Source organism: Microcoleus sp. Pol7_A1, from assembly GCF_036701085.1.
GTDB lineage: Bacteria > Cyanobacteriota > Cyanobacteriia > Cyanobacteriales > Microcoleaceae > Microcoleus > Microcoleus asticus.
This window is the reverse complement of the sequence record NZ_JAUBQD010000068.1, coordinates 1-21,169: the sequence shown is the minus strand read 5'-3', so window position 1 is coordinate 21,169 and position 21,169 is coordinate 1. Positions and strand designations below refer to the sequence as shown.

Sequence of the window (21,169 nt, the reverse complement as noted above, 5' to 3'; positions counted from 1 at the left end):
GTGATTTTTCATCTTCGATTTCAAGATCGGAGATGCCGACAAGGGCAAAAAAGCTTTCGCGTCTCCATCGCTTGCCAAAGCAACTCGAATCTCAAATCGCTACGCTGCGCGACGACTGCGCCTGTTCTGGCGAGAACGGGTTGAGATGTCATGTTCCAAGATAGCTCCAATCCCGAACAGGATGCCGCTGAAAACAAAAAAGACTTCCAGCAAACTGCCACTTTGATAAGCACCCTCAGCCTGAGTATCGCGCCATTTAAAGTACATATCTGCGATGTAAAGCGAAAAAGTTGCAGCCGCAATCATCCTCCAAGATTGGGAAAAACGTCCTCCCCAAAACGCCAGCAGCAGTGCAGTAGCAATAATCAGCAGAAAAACGTCCCCGACGATGTAAAACAAATTGATTGCATTTTTGTGAGGCGACAGTTGCTTGTCAAGTGCCATCACCCATGCCGGAGCTTTGGTTTCTGCTGCTGCTTCTTCTTCTTCTGCGGGTGCTGATTCAGCATCAGTCGCTGCTGCTCCTTTTGCTTGTAACTTGGACGAATTGTCCAAAGCAGGCGCTCTTCCTGTGGCAGCGGTTGCTGGTGCAGATTCTGTCGCTACTTCCTGAGTGGCTGGGGGAGCCATTCCTAGCTGTGCCCTCCAAGAGTCAGGTGCAGCAACCCAGATAGCTACAGCAATCCCGAAGGCTGCAATTCCCGCTAACAAACCCCACTGCCAAATTTCTAGATTCAGGCGCTTGGAAGTCACAGCTAGAACCATGCCCCCGATCAGTACCACATAGCTGCCCAGATAAAACGCATCTGCTGGAGACACGTCCGGGTCTAACTCGAAATAGAGTTCCCAAATCCCGAACAGCACGTTGGCTATGAAATAGAACAGCATCCCCAGACCAATGCCCAGCCAGACGTTGCGCCCGCTGACCATGTGCGGGCTTTGCCAGTTTCTAAAACAGACTAAAGTAGCTCCTAAGAATGCTCCGCATTCAAAAATATAAGTGCCGATCGAGTACCAAAGAGGTAAACCCTCTTCTGCTGAGAAGGGGACGCTGAACAGCAAAAAGAACAGCAGCGCCATTACAGCCCAGACAATGCCCGCAATTACTAGGGTCTGAGCTGACAGTAAAGATGAAGATGTAGATGACTTTTCTGAAGTGCTACTCATAGGGATTCCACGAGACATAACTAGCGGTTGAACGCACCCCATCTCAATCTTTGATTGTAGATGAGGATTCTTTCGCAACAGAACCTTTGTCTGACGCTCCCGGAAAAACTGGCGTCTTCAGCGTGTCCTTGGGACTTTTGCCCTCCTACACTCTAGAAAGACTAAGCAAGAATAATATCTATTTACTAATTCAAGGAATTAGTCGTTAGTCGATCTTTTGCCCGGAAATAAATGATAGAAATACGGTATATGTCTCAACCATTAAGGCTTTTACAGTACCAAATCTATCTCAGAAATTATACCCTCAAATGTTGCTGTATCTGTTTTTTTACTTCCGCACTCCCCGACTCCTATCAATGATTATGGGTGGGGAAGTGCGAGCGATCGAAATTTAGTTAAATTGCCAGACATTAACTGGCTTCCAAAACGACTCAACAATTTGGTTGCTTAATACACGTTGGTAATCCAACCTGTATATCGCGTACCCCCTACAGTGCAATTATCTGGGCCCAATTGTCTGAGCAATTGTCAAAGATCTTCTATGCTGCGATCCACAACTTGTTGAGGGCTGATTGTTTCAGCCAATCTATAAACTGAGTGCGATCCGCTGCTGGCATATCTTGCAGCACATCGCTCACTCCCTCAGCGAAGCCCGTATCGCCAAAGTATGATTTACCCAAACGGTGGAGTTCTTGCAATAAGGTCTTGAGATGCTGCTCTTGCCAAGGGGGCGCCTTGTGATTTTGCAATGGACTAACGGTTAGCCAATTTTTTATCGCATCAGCGGAGTCTGCCTGGGGGAAGTTTCCCTGCTGAAATACCTTGGCGATATCTTTCTGAAACGATGCGGCTTGCCTTGCACCTAAGAGGTCTTCTACATCGAAGTAAACAGCTTGGAGGAGCAGCAGACAACCTTGCGCGAACAGCGGTGCTTTGGCTGCTGCTTCATTACCTGCCGGTTCTTCACCCGCAAGCTGATCTAAACGGACTTTTCCCCAGACGCTATATCGATCCGGCTCTTCTAGCAGAACACAGGCTTTGCCTCGGTTGTCGGTTAAGTCCCGCCACAAGGCTCTGGCGTCTTCTGCTTGCTTGCCGTTGAAGGCGCTGATTAGGCGAAAAGTCTGCCCCTGATAATTGAGAATGGGAATTTGTTGATCCCGTTTTGGGTGTTGAAAATTGGTTATTTCAACATCCTGCCGTTTCAGAATAAACATGACACTGCGATTTGACTCCTGTCATGGCCGAGGTGCTGTGCTTTTGACACTCCCCATGCCTAAAGGCGAGGGGATTCTTGATTCCGCGAGTCCACTTAAATTAGCAGGATTGCTCCCGATCACCCAGAGATGGTGCTCTCCTCAAGCGTTCCGATACTTTTTTGCTAACCAATGCTAACAAGTATCTAAGCTGAGATTGTCTCTCAGCCTTGGGGTATCAATCAATGCACGAATGAAAATCGCCCGCCCACAATTTACAACTGCTGTACTGGCAACGCTTGATTTTCGCGCTCGTGCCGAGCGGTCGATTGACTCTTTTGCTTTAATGCCGTACAGGAAGCTTATATACAGGCTCCATAGCATCAAGGATTTTCACCTGAGTCTTTCAATCCTAGTTCTACCACATTTTTATCAAATATCAAGTCGAGCACAATGTTAGGAAACATAACTAAATATCAGCAAATTAGTCATTATGGCTCAACTCATGCCTAAAATCAGGGGACGATCTCTGGTTTTTCGGTAATGCGGTCAGCGTTTTAGGCTTTACCACTATCGGATGTTAACATAACAGATCTACATCTCCGAAAAAGCACCTGTGACTCTTATCATGTCTGAACCCCGTCTTATTTTCTGGAGATATCCGATCGACAAAATATTTGGGTTTTAACTCGACCTCTAAATACCTGAGAGTAGTTCACGCCGTACCTAGTTTTGATTCTAAATTTACAATTGTGCAGTTTGCAGGTGAGCCGCTCCAGCTTTTGTCAGATACACTCTTGGACGCACAAGCACTCTCATCACCTTGGTTTTTTTCCCGATCCCTCGCGCTCCACCCCGTATTTTCGTACATCAAACCGGTTTATGCGTAAGTCATAACATTATTTACTTGCTCGATCGCACACTGCACCGATACAATAATCTTGTTAGCAATTTTTGAGTTGGGTGCGTAACTCAGTTGGATAGAGTAGCTGCCTTCTAAGCAGCGAGCCGCAGGTTCAAGTCCTGCCGTACCCGTTACACAAACTTAATGATATCAAGGGTTTCAGCACTTTTTTTCCGAAAAGGAGAGAGCGGTTGAAATCTTATTTGTTTCGGATTTGTTTCGGCTTCGAGCATCCCAAACAAATCCTTGAAAAAGCCCCGCCTGCCAAACCCGGGCTCATCTTCCCGCTTGCGGGCGATAGACACTGCTACCCTTCTGAGTATATGTTTGCCATAGCCGATGTGGTATCATAACAAGTCTATTGTGTCAATAGCCTAGAGCCTGCGATGTTCAAACAGCACCAGCAGCAGGTTGTAGGCCGATTAGCCCTCAGGGGTTATCCTTAGTAATCAGGCTAGTTTCCGACAGGTTTGGATATGTTCCCAACAACTCTATTTCATATTCCCCAAAATTTAATGCTATTACTCGACCGCAGCGCGATCGACCGATTAGAGCCCCTATTCGCGCAAGCAGCCGGAATGCCTATAGTTGCATCGGAAAATACGGCAACAATTGCGCTCGTATTGGTTGCTCTGGGAATTCTGGGTTGGGGATTTTATCGCGCCAGACCTTTTGGCAAACTGGGAATTTTGGCTTGGTTGCAGTCAGTTGCGCTGATGAGTCCCTGGTTGCTGTTCTTTGGTTTATTCGCCGCCGGGATTTACCTCAATCTAGTTGCGGTATTGTTGCTGCTGGTGGCATCCACGGGATTGTACATTTATCTGGGCCGGCAATTGCGTAAGGCTGCATCCGATGCAGTGCTGCGATCGCCCCCCGATACTGCTGAGGTAAAGTCGCAAAGCGATGCTTTCTCGGCCCCTGAGTCGCAGCGACCACCAGGCCCAGAAACCATTAAGATCGTCACCTCGTCACCTGCGAATAATGAATCAGAAATAATTCCCGTTCCAGTTGAAGACCTCAAGGCAATTAAAGGCATCTTTGGAATTGATACTTTCTTTGCCACAGACACGATTCCCTATCAAGATGGGGTAATCTTGAAAGGCAATCTCCGGGGAGATCCAGAACAAGTACACTCACGTTTGACGGCAAGTTTGGAAGAAAGATTAAACGATCGCTACCGCCTATTTTTAGTAGAAAATCAGGACGACAAGCCAGTAGTTATTATCTTGCCCAGCACCAACGACCCGCAGCCAACTACCGTATCTCAAAAAATTCTAGCAGTCGTGCTGCTGCTGGCAACAATTGCTACTAGCTTAGAGACCGGCGGTTTGCTGCTAGGTTTCGATTTCTTTAACTCGCCGACTAGATATCTAGAAGTTCTGCCAATTGCAGCGGGAATTTGGGCGGTTTTAGGCTCTGGCGAAATCGCTCGCCGAGTGCTGGCAAATCGGTACAAAGTTGGCTTGAGTTGGCCGTTTTTTATACCAACTTTGCAGATAGGTTGTTTTGGAGCGATCGACCGTTTTGAGTCGCTGCTGCCCAACCGTAAAGTTTTGTTTGACATCGCTTTTGCCGGGTCAGCCGCTGGGGGAATAGTTTCTCTGCTAATGCTGGTAACTGGTTTGCTGCTGTCTCACCCCGGCAGTTTGTTTCAAATTCCCGCAGAATTTTTCAAGGGATCGGTTTTGGTGGGAACTTTGGCAAAAGTGGTTTTGGGTTCGGCCTTGCAGCAGCAGATTGTTGACGTTCACCCGCTGGTAGTTATCGGTTGGTTGGGCTTGGTAATAACAGCGATTAATTTGATGCCGGCGGGACAGTTGGACGGGGGTAGAATCGTGCAAGCCATCTACGGTCGGAAAATAGCAAGTCGCGCTACTTTGGCGACGTTTGTGGTGCTGGCGATCGCTTCTTTAGTTAATCCTTTGGCTCTGTATTGGGCGATCGTGATTCTGATTTTACAGCGGAATCTGGAGCGGCCGAGCCTCAACGAGCTAACTGAGCCTGACGACGCTCGCGCGGCTTTGGGTTTGCTAGCTTTGTTCTTGATGATTGCTGCGCTGTTGCCGTTGACTCCGGCTTTGGCGGGCCGTCTGGGAATCGGGAACTAACAGTAGCCGCGCGTCTTTGGTAATAGGCTCTTGGGTTGCGGTAAATTAGTGGAATATAGGGATTGAGCGATCGAACTGGGGAAATTCGGGCGATCGGGTTCATAACTACTAATTTCCAATTAAGATCCCCGCCCCGGGCAATTTATCTATTACCAAAAGTTGATTTTTTTATAACCCAAAAGTTGTTTAAACTTGATAGATCGAGTTTAAATAACTTATCTGAGCCTATAGGATAAAGTCATGGCTAATCAACTTCCTCCTGTATTGGTAACTTTTGATGCAGATGTTTTAATGGCTGGCAGAACTCAAGTTTGGCAAGAATATGCCAAGGTGGGAACTTGCTATATCCCGGAAGTAGTGTACGACGAAATAGATCGTTTGACAGGGCAAGCGGTGGAAAAAGCTCAAGAGCAAGTAGCTAGAGAGTTTATGCGCTTTTTTGCCGACAGCGGCTGGATTGCAACTGACGCTCAGGAAACACACCGAGCTCTGGAACCTTCGATCAAAAATCAAAGCAAGCCAGCAATGCTTGTGGTAGCGACGGCTCAGTGCGTTTACGGTTTGGCTCAGGAACACCCCGACACTTTGGTGATTTTTGTGTCCAACAGCCAGCCTCTGCTGAAGCGGCTGGCTTCTGTGGGGGCTGCGAATCTCTGCGGGATTACCGGGGCGATGCTGTTAAATTGGGCCAGGAAAGGGGAACGCCCGCCGGCGGCGACTCAGCAATTGCAAAGTTTGATGCGCAGCCTCGCCGATCGCAAATCGACTCAGCGCTCTAACAGCAGAATTCAGGAGGCTGCGGTAGGCCAAACGGGGGCTTCTGCTAGCAACTTAACGGGGACGCGTGGCGCTTCTGAATTGAAGTCGTCCAGCAGTTTTAGTAAAACTCATAAAACGGGTTTGACTGAGATGCGCAGTGCGAGTGCCCGCCCCAAAACCCCGTCCCGCAGTCGCGAGGAGTCCAGAGATTACGAGCCGGCTGTATATCGGCTGAAACATATTACACCTCCGCCAAAAAGGAACAGCGGTTTCCTGTCTAGTGCGTTCAATTTTTTGGGAGCGTTATTTTTCTTGACGGTAGCGGTGGGTATTTTGTGGCGAGTGTTCGATGTTAAGGGTTTTAGAAAGACTTTTGTGCCGGCTCTACCGCAGCCTGTGCAACAATTTGTTAAGTCGATCGACCCTAAATAATCTGGTTTTCTGAAAATTCTACCTTCAGATCCGGCTGACTTCTGCCTTTGGAAACTGGGATAGCACGCGAGGCTAACAAATTGGTTCGCTCCCCTAAATATAGCGTTAAGCTGCTCGTGGCGCACCCTACGATTAGAGTTGCTGCCCTTAGTCCGCTGGGAATTTTCAACGGCTACTATCAGAAGAGAAGATGAACGCTTTACTTTACCGCTCCAAAAATCCCTCGTCATGCTGAACCGGAACCAAATAATTAGTGGATTAGCACTGGCTTTTGCGGGTTTTGCTTATGCTTTAGTATTTTTTGTTCTTCTTCCCTTCAGACAGTACGATTATGCAGCACCACTTGGGGCAATAGTAATGGCGATCGCCCTTACTCTAGCAATGAATTGGCTACTATCTGCATCGTTGCTAACTGGCTGGAGTTGGGTGGCTGCATTATTTGGTTTTCAGGTAGCCCTCATATTTTTTGATAGCGTGTTTCTGGAAGAGGGGCTGTACCTGCCAAATTTGTTGTTTTTTGGAACTATGAGCGTAGGATATGCGAGCGTTTATACCAGTTTTTCACAACAAAAAACACTGGTAATTGTGGGTTTATGTACAGTATTTTTTCTAGCTTCAATGTACTTATCTTTGATGGGCAGCTATGTGCTCAAAGGCAAAAATCCGTTTCAGGGTTCTTCTACCCAGATGCTTCCGCTGTTGAATCAAAGGGTAGAAATTCTCACCGACAATCCCAAACAATTGTATTTGAATGGCAAAACTGGCAAACTCACGCATATTGACCGTTATGAAGTGACAGTGAAACTAGAGCCTGGACGAGATGAGATATTGATGTGGCCCTATGTCTATGTTTGGTGGCAGGATATCAAAGCTGCTAACTAACAGAAATCTCAGTAATTTACATCAGCAATGCCCTAGTGAAACAGGCGGATTTAAATAATCTCAGATCCATAAAGCTAAATAAATTTCTCTCTTTCTCTTATATTTTCGCTGTATCTTCTCTGTGCATCAAGAGCGTCAATATCGGTTCATTTACTCTTTAAAGCTGGTTCATTTCCCTCTACAGGTCGCACAATTGCGGGTTTATTGGTAGATGTTGCCTGAAAAAGTGCCTTGAGTGCCAAATTAAGATTTTCTGCCATGACGATGCGGTTTTCGTATACAGCAATAACTCTGACTAAAGTTGGCAAACTATTGCGCTCGGCTTCTAAGTAAAGAGGTTCCACATACAGTAAAGATTGTTCAATCGGAATTACTAATAAGTTTCCTTGATTTGCTTTGGAACCCTGGCGATTCCAGAGAGATATTTGTTCGGAAATAACCGGATCTTGGTTAATTAAAGCTTCTATTTGTTCCGGGCCGTAAACTAATCGCTGCTTGGGAAACAGATACAGCAGCAATTTTCCGTAATCGCTACCATCCGATCGCCCTGCAATCCAAGCAATTAAATTGTTGCGGCTTACTGGTGTAAATGGGAGCAGCAAAATAAATTCTTCTGCTGTTTCCGTTGGGAGTTTCGTAATTAAATAATACGGTTCTACGGGCTGCTGTTCGCTGCCATAAATTTCGTTGGGAACTCGCCACAAATCCTCCCGATTGTAAAATACTTGCGGGTCTTCCATATGATAAGTTAGCAAGCGTTCGGATTGAATGCTCAACAAATCTACTGGATATCTGATATGTTTGCGGAGAGCCGGAGGCATTTTGTCAAGGGGCTTGAAGAGTCCGGGAAAGATAGCAATCCAACTGTTAATAATGGGGTCGGAGGGATAGGCAACGTAGAAGTCAACAGACCCGTTGTAGGCATCAATCACTACTTTAACGGAGTTGCGGATGTAGTTAAACTCATGATTGCCAGGGTCAGAATACGGATAGCGATCGCTTGCTGTATAGGCATCGATAATCCAGTAAAGATAGTTGGGAGATTTATCGGTGACCGAGGGTGAAGCCTTAATCTCGTTGCCATTTTCATCCTTTTCTTTTTCTATATCATCTTTGCTAAGATTGGCGTCTGCTACTACTAAATACGGGTCGGAATCGTAGCGCAAAAAAGGAGCAATTGCCCGGACTCTTTTGTTAATATTTCGGCGGTACAGCAATTTAGTTTCTGGCGTAAAATTGCGGGTCAGCGCCATTTGCCAATTTTTGAGATAATTAGCAAACAGCCAGCGCCGCCACATAGAACCGATCGCAATTCCGCCCCTACCGCTGTAAGTATTGTAAACATTGTCTTCGCCGCTGGGATAGTCGAATTCTTTGACTTTTGTGGCTGTCATCGCGTTTGCATCGGTTACTTCGCCGTAGTAAATTCGCGGGTAGCCGATCGGAATACTGGCCCGAATTCGATCGCTCGTTATTTCCAAAGCAGTCTCTCCTTTCTGGGCTGCAACTCCAATATCTTTGACCAAATAATCGGGTAAACCGCCGACACCGACTGTATTTACGGGAGAAAGAGTAAAGCCGTAACCGTGAGTGTAAACCAGGTGTTCGTTCACCCAAGTTTGAGCTTCGGGGGCAACTGATGTGTAATCTAATTCCCGCGCTGCCAGAAGCACTTGTTGGCTTTCCGCATCTCCATTTTTTGTTTTTTCATTTTTGATTGTGTAGCGATCGATATCGGCATCAGGGAATGTATAATAGGGTCTGATTTGCTGTAACTGTCGGTTGGTTTGCAGCAGCGGTAGTTTGTCCCACAGCCGGATGTTGCTAATAGTAAGTTTATTTTTTTCTAAGTCGGAATAAGTAAGTTTCCCGACGGGATCGAAAGTTTTTATTTCTATATTGTTGAGGTCAAAGGCTTCTTGAGTAAAGGCAATGCTGTGCTGGATGTACGGCTGTTCTCGTGCTAGTTCGTTGGGTTTAACTAGGAGTTGCTGCACAATTGTTGGCAGCAGCCAACTTCCCAAAAAACTTAAACTTAGCCATGCTAAAATAATCTTTTTTATGAGTTCATTGTTAATTTTGAGTTGGCAAACCTGGCACAGCATCAAAAGTGCGATCGCCCCCGCCAAAATACTCAAAAATTCATAACAGGGCAGCCGCACCGTCACGTCAGCATAATTTGCCCCGTAAGTAACGTCTCCCCGCGAATACAGCAATGCGTAGCGCCCCAGCCAGTAGCGGAATGCGGCGGCTAGCATTAAAGCTGCACCCAACCCGTACAAGTGCCGCTGCTGCGATCGAGAAAACCCCAAAAATATCCCTTGAATCAGGCTATTTCTCGACAGCAAATATGTTAAAGCACAAGATACTAAACCGTACAAAAATACAACTGTCAGCCAGAATCCTAGCAACTCTAAGATTGGCAAAATAAATACATAAAAGCTAATATTTTGATTAAAAAGAGGGTCGGTTGTGTTAAAATTAGTAGGGTGGAAATATTGCAAAACGTTTGTCCAGCGACTGGCGGCAATAAGCCCGATCGCCAAACTGAGAACAAGGGCGATCGCCCGCAGGCAAAAATCAGGCTTAATTGCTACAGCTAACATTGTCCCCAGCAGCAAGCCCAACTCCCACCAGCGAGAAAATAGCTGCACCCCTATTTGCTGGATTGACTGTATTCCCAATTGCACCGACGGTGCAGGCAACTTGTCAGCTATACCGAAATAGGTGAGGCTGTTTGCAGCTAACAGCCCGCAGTGAATTACTGTCAAAGTTGCGATCGAACTCAATCCGAATACCGCCAACAGCAGCCAGGAAAAGGTAATTTGAGATTTAGCAACCGGTAATTCGTAATTCTTCCCCGTTTTGTTCGCCCTCAGTGAAGCGAATAGGGCGCCCGCAACCGGCGATTTCATTTTCTCTGCAGGATGTTGCAGGCGGCGGGCTAAAGCCAAATTTCCCAGCAAAAAGGCAGAAGAAACAGCAATTGCGATCGCCCCCAGCAACCCTTGAGTTTTCAGCTTTAACAGAAAAACCTGAAGATATCCAACTTCCTGAAACCACAGAATTTCTGCCGCAATGCGGGAGGCAAATTCAAAAACCAGCCATAGCCCCGCAATCAGTAGGATTATTTGATAAATTCGCCTATTAGTCATTAGTTATTAGTCATTAGTTATTAGTCATTAGTTATTGGTTGAATGATAACTGATATCAGGTTCGAGCAATTTACCCTCCCGAATGATGCTTTTGCCGCAGCAAGGCTTGGAGGCATTTTTATTCATGGTAATTGACCGGACATAATATGACTTCTGCTTTCCAGTCAACGGCTAACTGCTTTCCAGTCAACTGACTAATGACTAATGACCGATGACTAATGACAAACTAGCTGTACTGCTGATTGACATCCACATCCAAATTAAACAGTGTTTGCAAAGTTTGCATCGCTTGCCGCCGCGCCTCAATATCCTGCTGAGCGCGCAACTGTACCATCGGATCGTGCAAAATCTTATTCACAATCCCCCTTGTTAAAGATTCAATCACATCTTGATGTTTCTCCGAAAATTCCGAACCAAGACGCGATAAAGCTTTTTCTAACTCTTGTTCCCGAATCAATTCTATCTTATCCCGCAAACAGCTAATAGTAGGAACAGTTTCCAGACTGCGCCACCAGAGATCGAAAGCCTCTACTTCCTGTTCCAGCAAGCCCTGAGCTTCCATTGCCATTTTGCGGCGGGTTTCGTGATTTTGAGCTACCACTGCTTTCAAGTCGTCCACATTAAACGATCGCACATTAGCGAGTTCGTTCGCATCCGAGTCAACGTTGCGCGGCACAGAAATATCCACCAACATCAAAGGGCGATTTGGGTCTAAAGCAGCTTCCAATTTAGCTTTATTTAACAGGGGATCGGTAGCTGCCGTACTGGTGAAAACCAAGTCGGAACCGGCAATTACCTGCATCATTTCTGAGAGCTGATACAGGTGCAATTCAGCATCTTTAAACTGGCCGGCCAACTCCAGGGCGCCCCGCACAGAGCGGTTGACGATCGAAATATGGCTAGCTCCTTTTGAGAGCAAATGCTGCACCAAAAGCCGCGACATTTTGCCAGCACCGATTATCGCAATTTTGCTGCTTCCTAAATGCTGACCCTTCATTTGAGCCAATTCTGCCGCCGCCGAACTGATCGAAACTGCACCGGTACCGATGCTAGTTTCCGTGCGAACTCGCTTCCCTGCTGTGAGAGCTTGCTTGAACAAGCGCTCTAAAATTCTGCCTACACCTTTGTACTGCTGGGCGAGTTTGTGAGTTTGTTTCACCTGAGCCAAAATTTGTCCTTCTCCGAGCACCAAACTGTCGAGGCCAGAAGCCACTCGCATCAAGTGCATCACCGCATCTTCGTGCAGCAAAATAAACAGGTGAGGGCGCAAAGACGGCAAAGGAACTTTACTGCATTCCGAAAGGAACTGAATAACCTCTCGCACACCAGGCTCCGACTCGCTGGTAACGATATAAATTTCTAAGCGGTTGCAAGTGCTGAGGATGGCAACCTCTTGAATGTGCGGGTAGCCGCGCAATTGGGCGATCGCCGCTTCAACTTTCTGTTCTGGAATGCTCAGTTTTTCGCGAACTTCAACCGGCGCTGTTTTGTGGCTGAGACCTACGACTGCAATATTCATATCTGTGATTTGTCACTATTTCTTTCTTAGTTGTTAACAGTCACCTGCTATTAGTTCTTAGTTTATCGCTAATTGCTGATCATCGGTGACTGTTAACAGTTAACTGTTAATTGTTAACATTTAACTGTTAACAACTAACTAATCACTAATTCAATTGCAAAGATTTCGGCTGGTCAAACATATGGATTGTATCCACAAACCGAGCTGTTTTCGACTGAGAAGAAATTACCAAACTTTCAGTGCGAGCGCCGCCGCCAAAGAAGCGAACTCCATCCATCAGCGTTCCGGGGGTAATCCCGCAAGCTGCAAACAGAACTGTTTCTCCAGATGCCAGCTCTTCAGCATTGTAAATCTTGTCTGGGTCTGTGATGCCCATCTCTTTCAGGCGGGCAATATTGCTTTCTTTGCTTTCACCGATCAAACCAGTTTTGACAACAGCCGGATCGTAAATTAACTGCCCTTGGAAGTGACCGCCCAAGCAGCGCATTGCTGCTGCGGAAATCACACCTTCCGGTGCAGCGCCAATACCCATAAGTGCGTGGATGTTGGAACCAGAAAACGCGCAAGAAATCGCTGCCGAAACGTCGCCGTCGCTGATCAGCCGAACTCTTGCACCCGCTTGCCGAATTTCATTAATTAAACCTTTGTGCCGATCGCGATCCATCACGACCACCACCAAATCTTCAATACTGCGGCCGAGGCAATCAGAGATAATATGGAGGTTTTGGGTTGGCGTCTTGCGAATATCTACATGATTCCTAGCAGCCGCAGGAGCAGCCAATTTGTTCATGTAGAAATCGGGAGCAGCAAACAAACCACCTTTTTCAGATATTGCCAAAACTGCCATCGAACCGTTTTGACCGTAAGCAACTAGGTTAGTACCTTCGCAGGGGTCAACAGCGATGTCAATTTCGATCAATTCATCTATGTTGCAGATTTCTTTGGCATCTTCGCGGGTACAAATACCTACTTGTTCGCCGATGTAAAGCATGGGTGCGTCATCGCGTTCGCCTTCGCCGATCACGATGCGACCGCGCATATGAATTTTGTTCATGCGCTCCCGCATGGCTTCTACAGCCACTCTGTCGGCTTCATCTTTTTCGCCTTTGCCCATCAAGCGAGCGGAAGCGATTGCTGCCTGCTCAACTACTTCGATAATCTCTAAACCGATTACATTGTCCACGAACTAGATCCTCTCAACTTCTGATGCGTGCCTTGTGCTCTTTTGCACTCCCAGCAATCAAGTTTATCAGAGGCGGGGATCTGTGCGAGCGCAAGCAGTTGGTTAGTTTGTGTTAACTTTTGCTTCTTTGAGCCTGGGGCTGGAAAATCTGAGTCAAACAAGCTCAAGGAGCGATCGCCCCCATACTTCACTCTTGCTTGGGGGATCGCACAAAAAGCACGTCTGAGCGGGAACTCGCGGGTTTCCGGAGGTTCCGGGGGATCGATCGGCGGTTTCAGGCAACTTGTCATCCCGAGTGCCGTTAAAGGTTTTATGATTAGTTTGCGATCGCAAGATTCCTCAGGAACCCAGTTGCTGACCGGATTTATCGTTACTAAACCCAATATTTTAGTATAAACCGGGTTTTTGAGGGTAAGTCCTCATGATGATGACAAATCAAAAGGACAGCCCCAAATCGGGACGCACTAGACTTTATAAGCAGGAAGCAATAAAAAATGATGATGAAAGCCCAAGATATTATGACCACAGATGTTGTTACCATTCGCGGTTCGGCAACTGTAGCTGAAGCAGTGGCGATGATGAACGAACTGTGTTTGCGCGCGTTAATTGTGGAACGCCGCCACGAACAAGACGCCTACGGAATTGTCACGGAAACGGATATTGTTTACAAAGTAACAGCTTACGGAGTAGACCCGCAGAAAGTCCGCGTCTTCGAGATTATGACCAAACCGTGCATCACGGTGAATCCCGACTTGGGCGTGGAATACGTGGCGAGGTTGTTTGCGAATACCCGAATCCGCCGAGCTCCGGTAATTAAAGACAAACTGCTGGGCATTATTTCAGTAACGGATATCTTGACAAAAAGCGATTTTGTCGAGAAGCCGAAAAGTGTTTTATTTGAGGAAGAAATCGAACGGGCGATCGGGGATGCCAGAACTATCTGTGCCGAGAAAGGCGCTACTTCTAGAGAGTGCGCCGTAGCGTGGGATATTGTAGAGGAAATGCAGGCTGAGGCTTCTCACCAGCGATCGATGAAGCTTGAGAAAACGGCTTTTGACGAGTATTGCGAGGAAAATCCCGAGGCGGCTGAAGCGCGGATGTACGAGAGTTAATTTAGTTATTAGTCATTAGTAATTAGTTATTAGTTATCAACTCTTATTTAAGGATTGATAACTAATAGCTAACAATCGGAAATAGCTGGTTTTCGGCCAGCCTCACGAAAAATAAAAATCTTAAGTGTTTGGCTCAGTCATACAAAACACGTTGAGCTTATTCCCATCAAGATCCCGAAAATATCCCGCATAGAACCCCGGCAACACGCCTCTTGGTCCCGCAGCTCCTTCATCCTTAGCCCCAAGTTCGATCGCTTTGTTATAAACTAAGTTGACTTTTTCTGGACTGTCAACTTGAAGAGCTATCATTACTCCATTGCCAACACTTGCTGTGTTACCATCAAAGGGTTTTGTAATAGCAAGTGCTGGTCGATCGGGAGAAACGCTCCATGCGATAAATCCGCCGAATTCCATGAATCGTCGAGCGCCAATTTCAGCAAGCAAAACATCATAAAACTTGGCTGCACTTTCAATATCGTTGGTGCCGAGTGTAACGTATCCGATCATATTTTTTTCCCTGATTTTTATGATGAAGAAAAGTCTTTGAGAAAATAACCAGTGAGTTAAACTGTGGCTGATAGAACCAAAGGTACAACTCAAAAATTATCTTAGATTATAACTCACACTAGCTCGGTTTTGTCACTTCCAATGATTATAGTGAAAGCAAGTTTATTTGCCGGGTTTTACAGCAGGCGGTGCTTAATTATAGGTTTATTCTATTGGTTGAATGCACTCTGGACTGTCTCTACTTGGACTGTTGACGATCGCACTCACCGCCTTTGCTTTCATGGCTTCGGAAGCATACGGCTTTAACAGCGGTAAAACTTCCTGAGAATTTTTAACAGAAGGATCGAGCCACTGTTCCCAATCGCTGTCGGAGAGAATCACCGGCATTCGATCGTGCATCGGCTGCACTGTTTCGTTAGCAGCGGTAGTAATTATAGTGCAAGATACAATGTTTTCTGCTTCTGGAGATTCCCAATTTTCCCACAAACCGGCAAAAGCAAAAGGTTCGCCGTCTGCCTTTTGAAAATAGTAAGGCTGTTTGTTCTTTCCCTGCTGCTGCCATTCGTAGAAGCCGTCAGCGACTATCAAACACCGCCTGTGCTTGATGGCGCTGCGAAAAGCAGGTTTTTCGGCTACAGTTTCCGATCGCGCGTTAATCATGCGGCTGCCTATTTTGATGTCTTTTGCCCAACTGGGAATCAAACCCCAGCGCATAAATTGGAACTGTCGCTGGATTTTTTCTGGTTCAACTGTTACTGTGGCAACTGATTGAGTTGGGGCGATATTGTATCGAGGTTTGATATCGGGAACTGCCGACAGTTTGAAGAATTCGGCGATGATTTGACCAGAAGTAGTTAAAGTGTATCGTCCACACATAATTTATAGTTGGTATTAACGCGGTTTTTACCGATTCCGGCAGTTCGACAGTCGGGTAATCCGGCAGTCCGGCAGGGGTTGAAACCCCTGCCTCAAAGCTAAAGTCGGTTAAAACCGACTGGAAATATGATCTCAATATCTATCTATTTTAGTCCTCTTTTAGAGGACTTTAGCTATGATACAGGGGTTTTTAACCCCTGTCGGACTGTCGGACTGTCGGACTAAACCGGGCGGGCAGGACACCCCAAAATAAAATTCATTCTTTGTGGAACAGGCATCTTGCCTGTTATTGCGATTTACCGTTGGGCGGGGCGGGTTTTCGAGATTATTGGTGTTAGGCAAAGATGGTTTGTAAAACGCGCCCCTAAGAGACATTGGTAAGTTGTGGAACATTCGCAGACAACCATTCGGCGCGCAACTTTTCAATAGCTAATTCTTTAAATTTAGCTTCTACTTCAATCCAAGGAGCCTGATAATAGCAATTAGGCATTTCTGTAATTAAATCGCTGTGGCGGGGGTCGGCAAAAAATTCTCTGCCATTCGATATGTGCACTAATTGCCATTCAGGAACAGACCAAGTTGTGCGGGCTGCTGCGAGCATTTCGGGAACGCTGGGATCGTCGTAAGTTTCTAAATGTTCGTGAATGACGTGGTGGTGGGCGTCAAAAACCATTGGTACGCCGGTATCGAGACAAACTTCTAAAATTTCCGAGGAACTGTAAGCGTATTCGTCATTTTCAAAGGTTAAGCGCGATCGAATGGATTCTGGCAAGTCGCGGATGACTGATTTGAGCTGCGAAGTGCGATCGCTCTTGCCGCCGTGAATGTTCATCAGTGCCTGGGGCGATCGGGGCTGTCCCAACATATCTAAAATTAAAGCATGAGTCGCAAGAATTTTAATGCTGTTTTCAACCACAGAAAGCTTGTCGGAACTGAGGACGACAAATTGATCCGGGTGGAGTACCAAACGGATTCCCAAAGACAAAGCGCGATCGCCGGTATTCCGCAATTCCTCAGTCATGGATTGTAGCACTGCTTCCCCCAAATCTGTATCTGCAAAAGGGAACAGTGCAGAAGTCATGCGGTAGAGCTTAATCTGATTAACAGAACAGAAGTCGATCGCTTTGTCAAGTCGTTTTAAGTTGTCTGCATAAAGCTCGCGCAATACCGTTTCTTGTTCAATTTCCGAAAGCTGTAAAAGTCGCTTCCGCGTGACAGTGCGAAAGCGAACTGCATCGGATGTTGTAATGCAGACTAATCCTAATTCCGGCAATTTGTCCTTTTCCAATACTTGGTTAATCCCGCTCATTTATCAATAATTCCTAACTTGAATTTTATGTTAAATAGTTTTGTCGTAAGGACTTTAGTCCTTTGTTGTGAAGCTGTGAGGTACTGCTAAACCTGCCTAAAGAGTCCGGCAGAGATTGAAATCGCTGGCGGACTCTGGAAGTGCAAGATGTAATTAGTACAAACCTAATTTTTATCAAACCTCTAATCAACCGCGTCGCAGATAGCATATCGATGCCAATTTAATCGATATAACTATTGCTGTTCTTCGCCCGACTCAGCCTCTTCGTCGGGCCGCGCGGTGGCGACAGGATTTTCCATTGCTTCGCTATGGAACGGATAACCGGATGTTTCTTGATTTAGCGGGTCAGCGGGTTGGTCAGCAGGGGATGTAATTTGACCGTTAGTGTTGGTATTGGGTTTTGTGGAAGAGCCTTTATGGCTGGCGTGACCGCTACTCATCTTTTTTTCCTCAATTAGGTTTATGGAACAATTTCTAGCTTAGACTTAGCTGCTGCGGGCGATCGCCTATCTTAAGTCAGAGATGTTGCTTAACTGTTGAGGATGCTATAGCACTCCTCGCATCAATTGTGAAATCTTTCTCTTCTCTTCTCAACATAGCCGTCAAGAAAGTCTTTGCGGTTCGTCGTTCACAAAAAAAGCCAGTTGCGCGTTTCCCGAAAGGATAGCTATATCTCCTAATTTTCCCCATTTCCCCTTTCCAATCAACTGCGCAAACGCCCCGATCGCAGAATGCTAATAATCAACCAGAAACCCAAAAAACTCGCCGCCCCAAACAAACCAGTGCTCAGAAAAGATAGCTGAGCAGTTTGCGCGTTAGAAGAAATAATTGCCGCCCCCACAATCAGCGAACCCACAACAATACTAAAAGAAAGTCGGTTCGCAGAATCCCCCAGAGTGCGGCGTAGCGGATCGAGTTCTTTTAGTGTCAAGTTCCACTTCAAAGTTTCCGAAGTAACCCTGTCTAAAAGCACTTCCACCTGTCGCGGAGATTGCAAAGATAAGCTTTTAATATCCAGTGCCGTTCTCAACAGAGCTTGTATCGGGTCATCTCCGAATAACTGACGCCGAAACATATCGGTCATCAGCGGTTTGACTTGCTCTACAATATTAAACCTGGGATTAAAAGAACGCGCCAGTCCTTCCAAATTAGCTAGAGTTTTTGCATACAAACCGAGATTGCTGGGCAGCCTAATTTTATTTTTGCGGGTGATTTCCAGCACCTCATAAAAGATTTCCGACAAGTTCATTTGCGACAAGCTGATATTGTAATACTTGCGCAGCATTCGAGCCAAATCGTTCTCTAGATTAACTAAACTTGTAGGCTGAGCAAATTCAGCCATTTCCAAAGTTAATTGAGCGCAGCGCTGAGCGTCTAAATCGACAATTGCCAGCAACATTTCGGTCAAATTCTGCTGAGTGCGCGGGTCTAATCTGCCGACCATGCCGCAGTCCAGCAAAGCTATCCGGCCGTCTTTGAGATAAAATAAATTGCCGGGATGCGGGTCTGCGTGAAAGAATCCGTCGATATATAACTGCTGGAAGAAAACGCGGCAAAGTAGCGTTGTAATTTCTTCGCGTTCGGCACTTATATCTCCTTTGTGGCGAATTCCTTGCAAATCGCCTAACAAAATCGGGACTCCGTTCAGCCACTCCATTACTAAGAGTTTTTTTGTAGTTAACTCCCAGTTAATTTCTGGTAAGACAACTTGTGTGGGGTCAAACCAGCGGCTTTTAGATAAATTGCGGCGCAGTTCGTCTGTGTAGCTGGCTTCTTGAATGAAGTCGAGTTCTGCACGCAGGGCGATCGCAAATTCTTCAGCTAAGGCGACAATATCGTATTGTTGACCGAAGTCTGTGAGCATGACAAGTTCTGCCAAACCTCGGAGCACGGCGATATCTTGTTCGATGACAATATCAATACCGGGGCGCTGAACTTTAAGGGCGACTTCGCGGCCGTCTTTTAAAGTAGCTTTGTGGGTTTGGGCGATCGAACCTGCGGCCACGGCTTCAGTGTTAAATTTGGCGAAGGTATTTTCGAGAGATTGTGTGAGTTCCTGGCGGACGATTGCTTCTACTTGCGACCACGGTACGGGCGGCACTTCCGCTTGCAGCGTGGAGAGGATTTCGATGTAGCTGGCCGGTAAAAGGTCGGGACGGGTGCTCAGCAATTGCCCCAATTTGACAAAAACTGGGCCTAATTCGACGAGGATATTGCGGAGAACTGCTGGAGTTGGGAGACTGGGTGCGTCGGTTTTGCGACCGGTTAGGAGGCTTTTCATGTAGTCCCAACCGTTGCGGAAGACGACCTCTAGAATTTCTCCTTTGCGAGAAGTGTTTTGAACTAGGCTGAACAAGGGGCCTCCGGGTCGATCGGGTTTAAGGGCAATATAACTACTAGGATAGCGCTGTTAACCAAGCTGACCAGTGTCTTGAGGAATAACTTAGGGGAAGTGCGATCGAATTTTGGGGTGTGGGAGGGAGGGGCGATCGGTTTTTGGCTTTGGCATTACTCCTCATAGTAATATAGAACCCATTTGACATCTTATGAGGTTTTGGGCGTTGAATAATAGTGATATGAATTGAGGTCAAATCTAATGAAATGTCCTGAATGTGGCTCCAGCCATATCCGTAAAAATGGCAATATGAGAGGGAAGCCCTCATCATATTTGTGTCGATTGTCAGCGTCAGTTTATTGATGTTTACACAATCTCCAAAGGATACTCATATAAAATTAAAACGCCATGTTTGAAAATGTAGGTCAACGGCATGGGTTTTCGAGGTTTTGAGCGCGTTACAATAATTTTTTACACTATTGCTACAGATAAAAATTCTAAAATAAATTGCCATCCTGTTAAAGAAGGAGTTACTTCCAATGTCAACCTTTTTAACTATTTTTCCACCGCCGATCTAAACTCTTCTATTTGTTCAAATTTAAACCATTTCCATTGTTGTTTGATATCTATCCAAAGTCTTTCTATTTGGTTTACTTCCGGGCTGTAGACAGGTTGAAATAATACAGCGTATTCCAGGCTTATAAAGTACAGTAACAGCAGCTTGTAAACCACCTTTTGAAGTGCTTAGTATTCACTCCTTCAAGCGCAGTAGGCAGTAAAACATCAATCATCTTAGTAGTGGTTGGCGAGAACTAACGTAAAAAAGCTTTCAGTTGTGACACCATAATTCTATCGAATTAAATTCCGGAAAATAGGGTTATAAATTGAGGATAGTGGTGCTAGCAGATTTAATCAATTGTTCAATCGTCGCCCGTTTATGGGCTGGGAGATTATCAATTAACTTCGACTGCACCTTTCCATAAATTGGCACTAAAAATTTTTCAATAAAAACGGAAAATGCCTTGCCATCCATCGACACATTTAGACTCATTATTTCTACTACTTTTTTTAAACTTATTGCTCCGAAAAATGTGATTTTTGCCCCCGATAAAATGGTTTTAAGTCATAGACTCTACTACCACATTTTGAATGTACACGGGTTCGTTTTAAACCCAATAAAACCCCCATTTCCTCCAAAAAAACGAGGTTTCCAGAGTCAAAAATCTTCACTTTTTACCAATATTCACACCTCAAAATTTGCACTCTTTCAGTAGCAGACTGGTTACTGCGTATTGTTTTTTTTGAGTCAAATTTTGTTTTTTTAGTTGACGACACATCATGCTAGGGCTGACAGCTTCGTTGTAGTTCAAACGCCAATATTCACTTGGGTTCTGACAACGTGCTATCCGGATATTTTTATACCCTCACGATCAATTCAGTCCTGCGAGAGTTTAACACGCTTTTAAAACTTCCACCCTGTTGTTGGGGTTGAACGTGACCAGTCGTTTGTTTTTGTTTTAAGATTTTTTGAACAAACCCTTTACTGACATCAAATCTGGCGGCTACTTTTCTAATTGAGGGATCACCTTATTCATGAATTTTAACTATAGCAATCCTATATGATTTGTGAGAATTTACCATAACTGTGAAGCTTGGGGAAATCAAATATCTGATAATGAGTAACTAACTTAAATATATATTTGACGGCAGCAAATGTCTTACACA

General features: G+C 45.7%; 17 protein-coding genes, 1 tRNA gene and 1 pseudogene. 7 read left to right on the top strand and 12 right to left on the bottom strand.

Annotated elements, in window-relative coordinates; genetic code table 11:
• Window positions 1-99 precede the first annotated feature (99 nt).
• Together QUA20_RS26775 and QUA20_RS26770 are read right to left on the bottom strand one after the other, a co-directional pair.
• Window positions 100-1,167 carry a hypothetical protein gene (locus tag QUA20_RS26775; RefSeq protein ID WP_333192744.1) on the bottom strand — a complete coding sequence of 356 codons (1,068 nt, stop codon included), beginning with the start codon at window positions 1,165-1,167 and terminating at the stop codon, window positions 100-102.
• Between the two features lie 539 nt (window positions 1,168-1,706).
• Window positions 1,707-2,384, bottom strand: coding sequence for an Npun_F0813 family protein (locus tag QUA20_RS26770; protein WP_172190886.1), 678 nt, complete (start codon window positions 2,382-2,384; stop codon window positions 1,707-1,709).
• Window positions 2,385-3,324: 940 nt separating this feature from the next.
• On the opposite strand from QUA20_RS26770, the gene QUA20_RS26765 reads away from it, so the two are divergent.
• Window positions 3,325-3,398, top strand: a tRNA-Arg gene (locus tag QUA20_RS26765).
• Here QUA20_RS26765 and QUA20_RS26760 read toward each other — a convergent pair.
• Window positions 3,399-3,572 carry a hypothetical protein gene (locus tag QUA20_RS26760; protein WP_333192742.1) on the bottom strand — a complete coding sequence of 58 codons (174 nt, stop codon included), beginning with the start codon at window positions 3,570-3,572 and terminating at the stop codon, window positions 3,399-3,401.
• A gap of 273 nt (window positions 3,573-3,845) precedes the next feature.
• Here QUA20_RS26760 and QUA20_RS26755 point away from each other — a divergent pair, with 273 nt between their 5' ends.
• The 3 genes from QUA20_RS26755 to QUA20_RS26745 all read left to right on the top strand — a co-directional run bounded on the left by QUA20_RS26755 (window position 3,846) and on the right by QUA20_RS26745 (window position 7,448).
• The gene (locus QUA20_RS26755; RefSeq protein ID WP_445304722.1) at window positions 3,846-5,375 is read left to right on the top strand and encodes a site-2 protease family protein; all 1,530 of its coding nucleotides are present in this window, start codon (window positions 3,846-3,848) and stop codon (window positions 5,373-5,375) included.
• A gap of 240 nt (window positions 5,376-5,615) precedes the next feature.
• Window positions 5,616-6,566, top strand: a complete 951-nt coding sequence (locus tag QUA20_RS26750; RefSeq protein ID WP_333192738.1) for a PIN domain-containing protein — start codon at window positions 5,616-5,618, stop codon at window positions 6,564-6,566.
• 228 nt (window positions 6,567-6,794) lie between these two features.
• Complete coding sequence (locus QUA20_RS26745) at window positions 6,795-7,448, top strand: hypothetical protein (protein WP_333192736.1); 654 nt, start codon at window positions 6,795-6,797, stop codon at window positions 7,446-7,448.
• 146 nt (window positions 7,449-7,594) lie between these two features.
• On the opposite strand, the gene QUA20_RS26740 is transcribed toward QUA20_RS26745, so the two are convergent.
• The 3 genes from QUA20_RS26740 to glpX form a co-directional block, all read right to left on the bottom strand.
• The gene (locus QUA20_RS26740; protein WP_333192733.1) at window positions 7,595-10,603 is read right to left on the bottom strand and encodes a UPF0182 family protein; all 3,009 of its coding nucleotides are present in this window, start codon (window positions 10,601-10,603) and stop codon (window positions 7,595-7,597) included.
• 226 nt (window positions 10,604-10,829) lie between these two features.
• A complete protein-coding gene (locus QUA20_RS26735; RefSeq protein ID WP_333192731.1) occupies window positions 10,830-12,122 on the bottom strand; it encodes a glutamyl-tRNA reductase in 1,293 nt (430 codons plus the stop codon).
• 145 nt (window positions 12,123-12,267) lie between these two features.
• On the bottom strand, window positions 12,268-13,305 hold the full coding sequence (glpX, locus tag QUA20_RS26730) for a class II fructose-bisphosphatase (RefSeq protein ID WP_333192729.1): 1,038 nt from the start codon (window positions 13,303-13,305) through the stop codon (window positions 12,268-12,270).
• 27 nt (window positions 13,306-13,332) lie between these two features.
• Here glpX and QUA20_RS26725 point away from each other — a divergent pair, with 27 nt between their 5' ends.
• Both QUA20_RS26725 and QUA20_RS26720 read left to right on the top strand, forming a co-directional pair.
• Window positions 13,333-13,701: a hypothetical protein gene (locus QUA20_RS26725; RefSeq protein ID WP_333192728.1), complete on the top strand. Its 369-nt coding sequence runs from the start codon at window positions 13,333-13,335 to the stop codon at window positions 13,699-13,701.
• A gap of 98 nt (window positions 13,702-13,799) precedes the next feature.
• Entirely contained in the window at window positions 13,800-14,417 is a 618-nt protein-coding gene (locus tag QUA20_RS26720; protein ID WP_172190894.1) for a CP12 domain-containing protein, read from the top strand.
• Between the two features lie 120 nt (window positions 14,418-14,537).
• On the opposite strand, the gene QUA20_RS26715 is transcribed toward QUA20_RS26720, so the two are convergent.
• The 5 genes from QUA20_RS26715 to QUA20_RS26695 all read right to left on the bottom strand — a co-directional run bounded on the left by QUA20_RS26715 (window position 14,538) and on the right by QUA20_RS26695 (window position 19,465).
• A complete protein-coding gene (locus tag QUA20_RS26715; RefSeq protein ID WP_333192726.1) occupies window positions 14,538-14,924 on the bottom strand; it encodes a VOC family protein in 387 nt (128 codons plus the stop codon).
• Between the two features lie 204 nt (window positions 14,925-15,128).
• Window positions 15,129-15,800, bottom strand: coding sequence for an SOS response-associated peptidase (locus QUA20_RS26710; protein ID WP_333192725.1), 672 nt, complete (start codon window positions 15,798-15,800; stop codon window positions 15,129-15,131).
• A gap of 364 nt (window positions 15,801-16,164) precedes the next feature.
• Window positions 16,165-17,109 (bottom strand): UV DNA damage repair endonuclease UvsE, encoded by a 945-nt coding sequence (uvsE, locus tag QUA20_RS26705; protein WP_333192724.1) that lies wholly within the window; start codon window positions 17,107-17,109, stop codon window positions 16,165-16,167.
• A gap of 233 nt (window positions 17,110-17,342) precedes the next feature.
• Entirely contained in the window at window positions 17,343-17,549 is a 207-nt protein-coding gene (locus QUA20_RS26700; protein ID WP_333192723.1) for a hypothetical protein, read from the bottom strand.
• Between the two features lie 263 nt (window positions 17,550-17,812).
• Window positions 17,813-19,465: an AarF/ABC1/UbiB kinase family protein gene (locus QUA20_RS26695; protein ID WP_333192722.1), complete on the bottom strand. Its 1,653-nt coding sequence runs from the start codon at window positions 19,463-19,465 to the stop codon at window positions 17,813-17,815.
• A 240-nt stretch (window positions 19,466-19,705) separates the two neighbouring features.
• Between QUA20_RS26695 and QUA20_RS26690 the strand changes: the two are divergent.
• A pseudogene (locus QUA20_RS26690) lies at window positions 19,706-19,865 on the top strand (IS1/IS1595 family N-terminal zinc-binding domain-containing protein); the annotation flags it as partial.
• Window positions 19,866-20,321: 456 nt separating this feature from the next.
• On the opposite strand, the gene QUA20_RS26685 reads toward QUA20_RS26690, so the two are convergent.
• Window positions 20,322-20,495 carry a hypothetical protein gene (locus QUA20_RS26685; RefSeq protein WP_333192720.1) on the bottom strand — a complete coding sequence of 58 codons (174 nt, stop codon included), beginning with the start codon at window positions 20,493-20,495 and terminating at the stop codon, window positions 20,322-20,324.
• Window positions 20,496-21,169 lie beyond the last annotated feature (674 nt).

What these genes read in the sequence shown, in the direction of transcription:
- QUA20_RS26755 (WP_445304722.1), top strand. Translation starts at nt 3,846, where the DNA reads ATGCCTATAGTTGCATCGGAAAATACGGCAACAATTGCGCTCGTATTG.
- QUA20_RS26735 (WP_333192731.1), bottom strand. Translation starts at nt 12,122, where the DNA reads ATGAATATTGCAGTCGTAGGTCTCAGCCACAAAACAGCGCCGGTTGAA.
- QUA20_RS26750 (WP_333192738.1), top strand. Translation starts at nt 5,616, where the DNA reads ATGGCTAATCAACTTCCTCCTGTATTGGTAACTTTTGATGCAGATGTT.
- QUA20_RS26715 (WP_333192726.1), bottom strand. Translation starts at nt 14,924, where the DNA reads ATGATCGGATACGTTACACTCGGCACCAACGATATTGAAAGTGCAGCC.
- QUA20_RS26740 (WP_333192733.1), bottom strand. Translation starts at nt 10,603, where the DNA reads ATGACTAATAGGCGAATTTATCAAATAATCCTACTGATTGCGGGGCTA.
- QUA20_RS26745 (WP_333192736.1), top strand. Translation starts at nt 6,795, where the DNA reads ATGCTGAACCGGAACCAAATAATTAGTGGATTAGCACTGGCTTTTGCG.
- uvsE (WP_333192724.1), bottom strand. Translation starts at nt 17,109, where the DNA reads ATGAGCGGGATTAACCAAGTATTGGAAAAGGACAAATTGCCGGAATTA.
- QUA20_RS26720 (WP_172190894.1), top strand. Translation starts at nt 13,800, where the DNA reads ATGATGATGAAAGCCCAAGATATTATGACCACAGATGTTGTTACCATT.
- QUA20_RS26775 (WP_333192744.1), bottom strand. Translation starts at nt 1,167, where the DNA reads ATGAGTAGCACTTCAGAAAAGTCATCTACATCTTCATCTTTACTGTCA.
- QUA20_RS26770 (WP_172190886.1), bottom strand. Translation starts at nt 2,384, where the DNA reads ATGTTTATTCTGAAACGGCAGGATGTTGAAATAACCAATTTTCAACAC.
- QUA20_RS26710 (WP_333192725.1), bottom strand. Translation starts at nt 15,800, where the DNA reads ATGTGTGGACGATACACTTTAACTACTTCTGGTCAAATCATCGCCGAA.
- QUA20_RS26685 (WP_333192720.1), bottom strand. Translation starts at nt 20,495, where the DNA reads ATGAGTCTAAATGTGTCGATGGATGGCAAGGCATTTTCCGTTTTTATT.
- QUA20_RS26700 (WP_333192723.1), bottom strand. Translation starts at nt 17,549, where the DNA reads ATGAGTAGCGGTCACGCCAGCCATAAAGGCTCTTCCACAAAACCCAAT.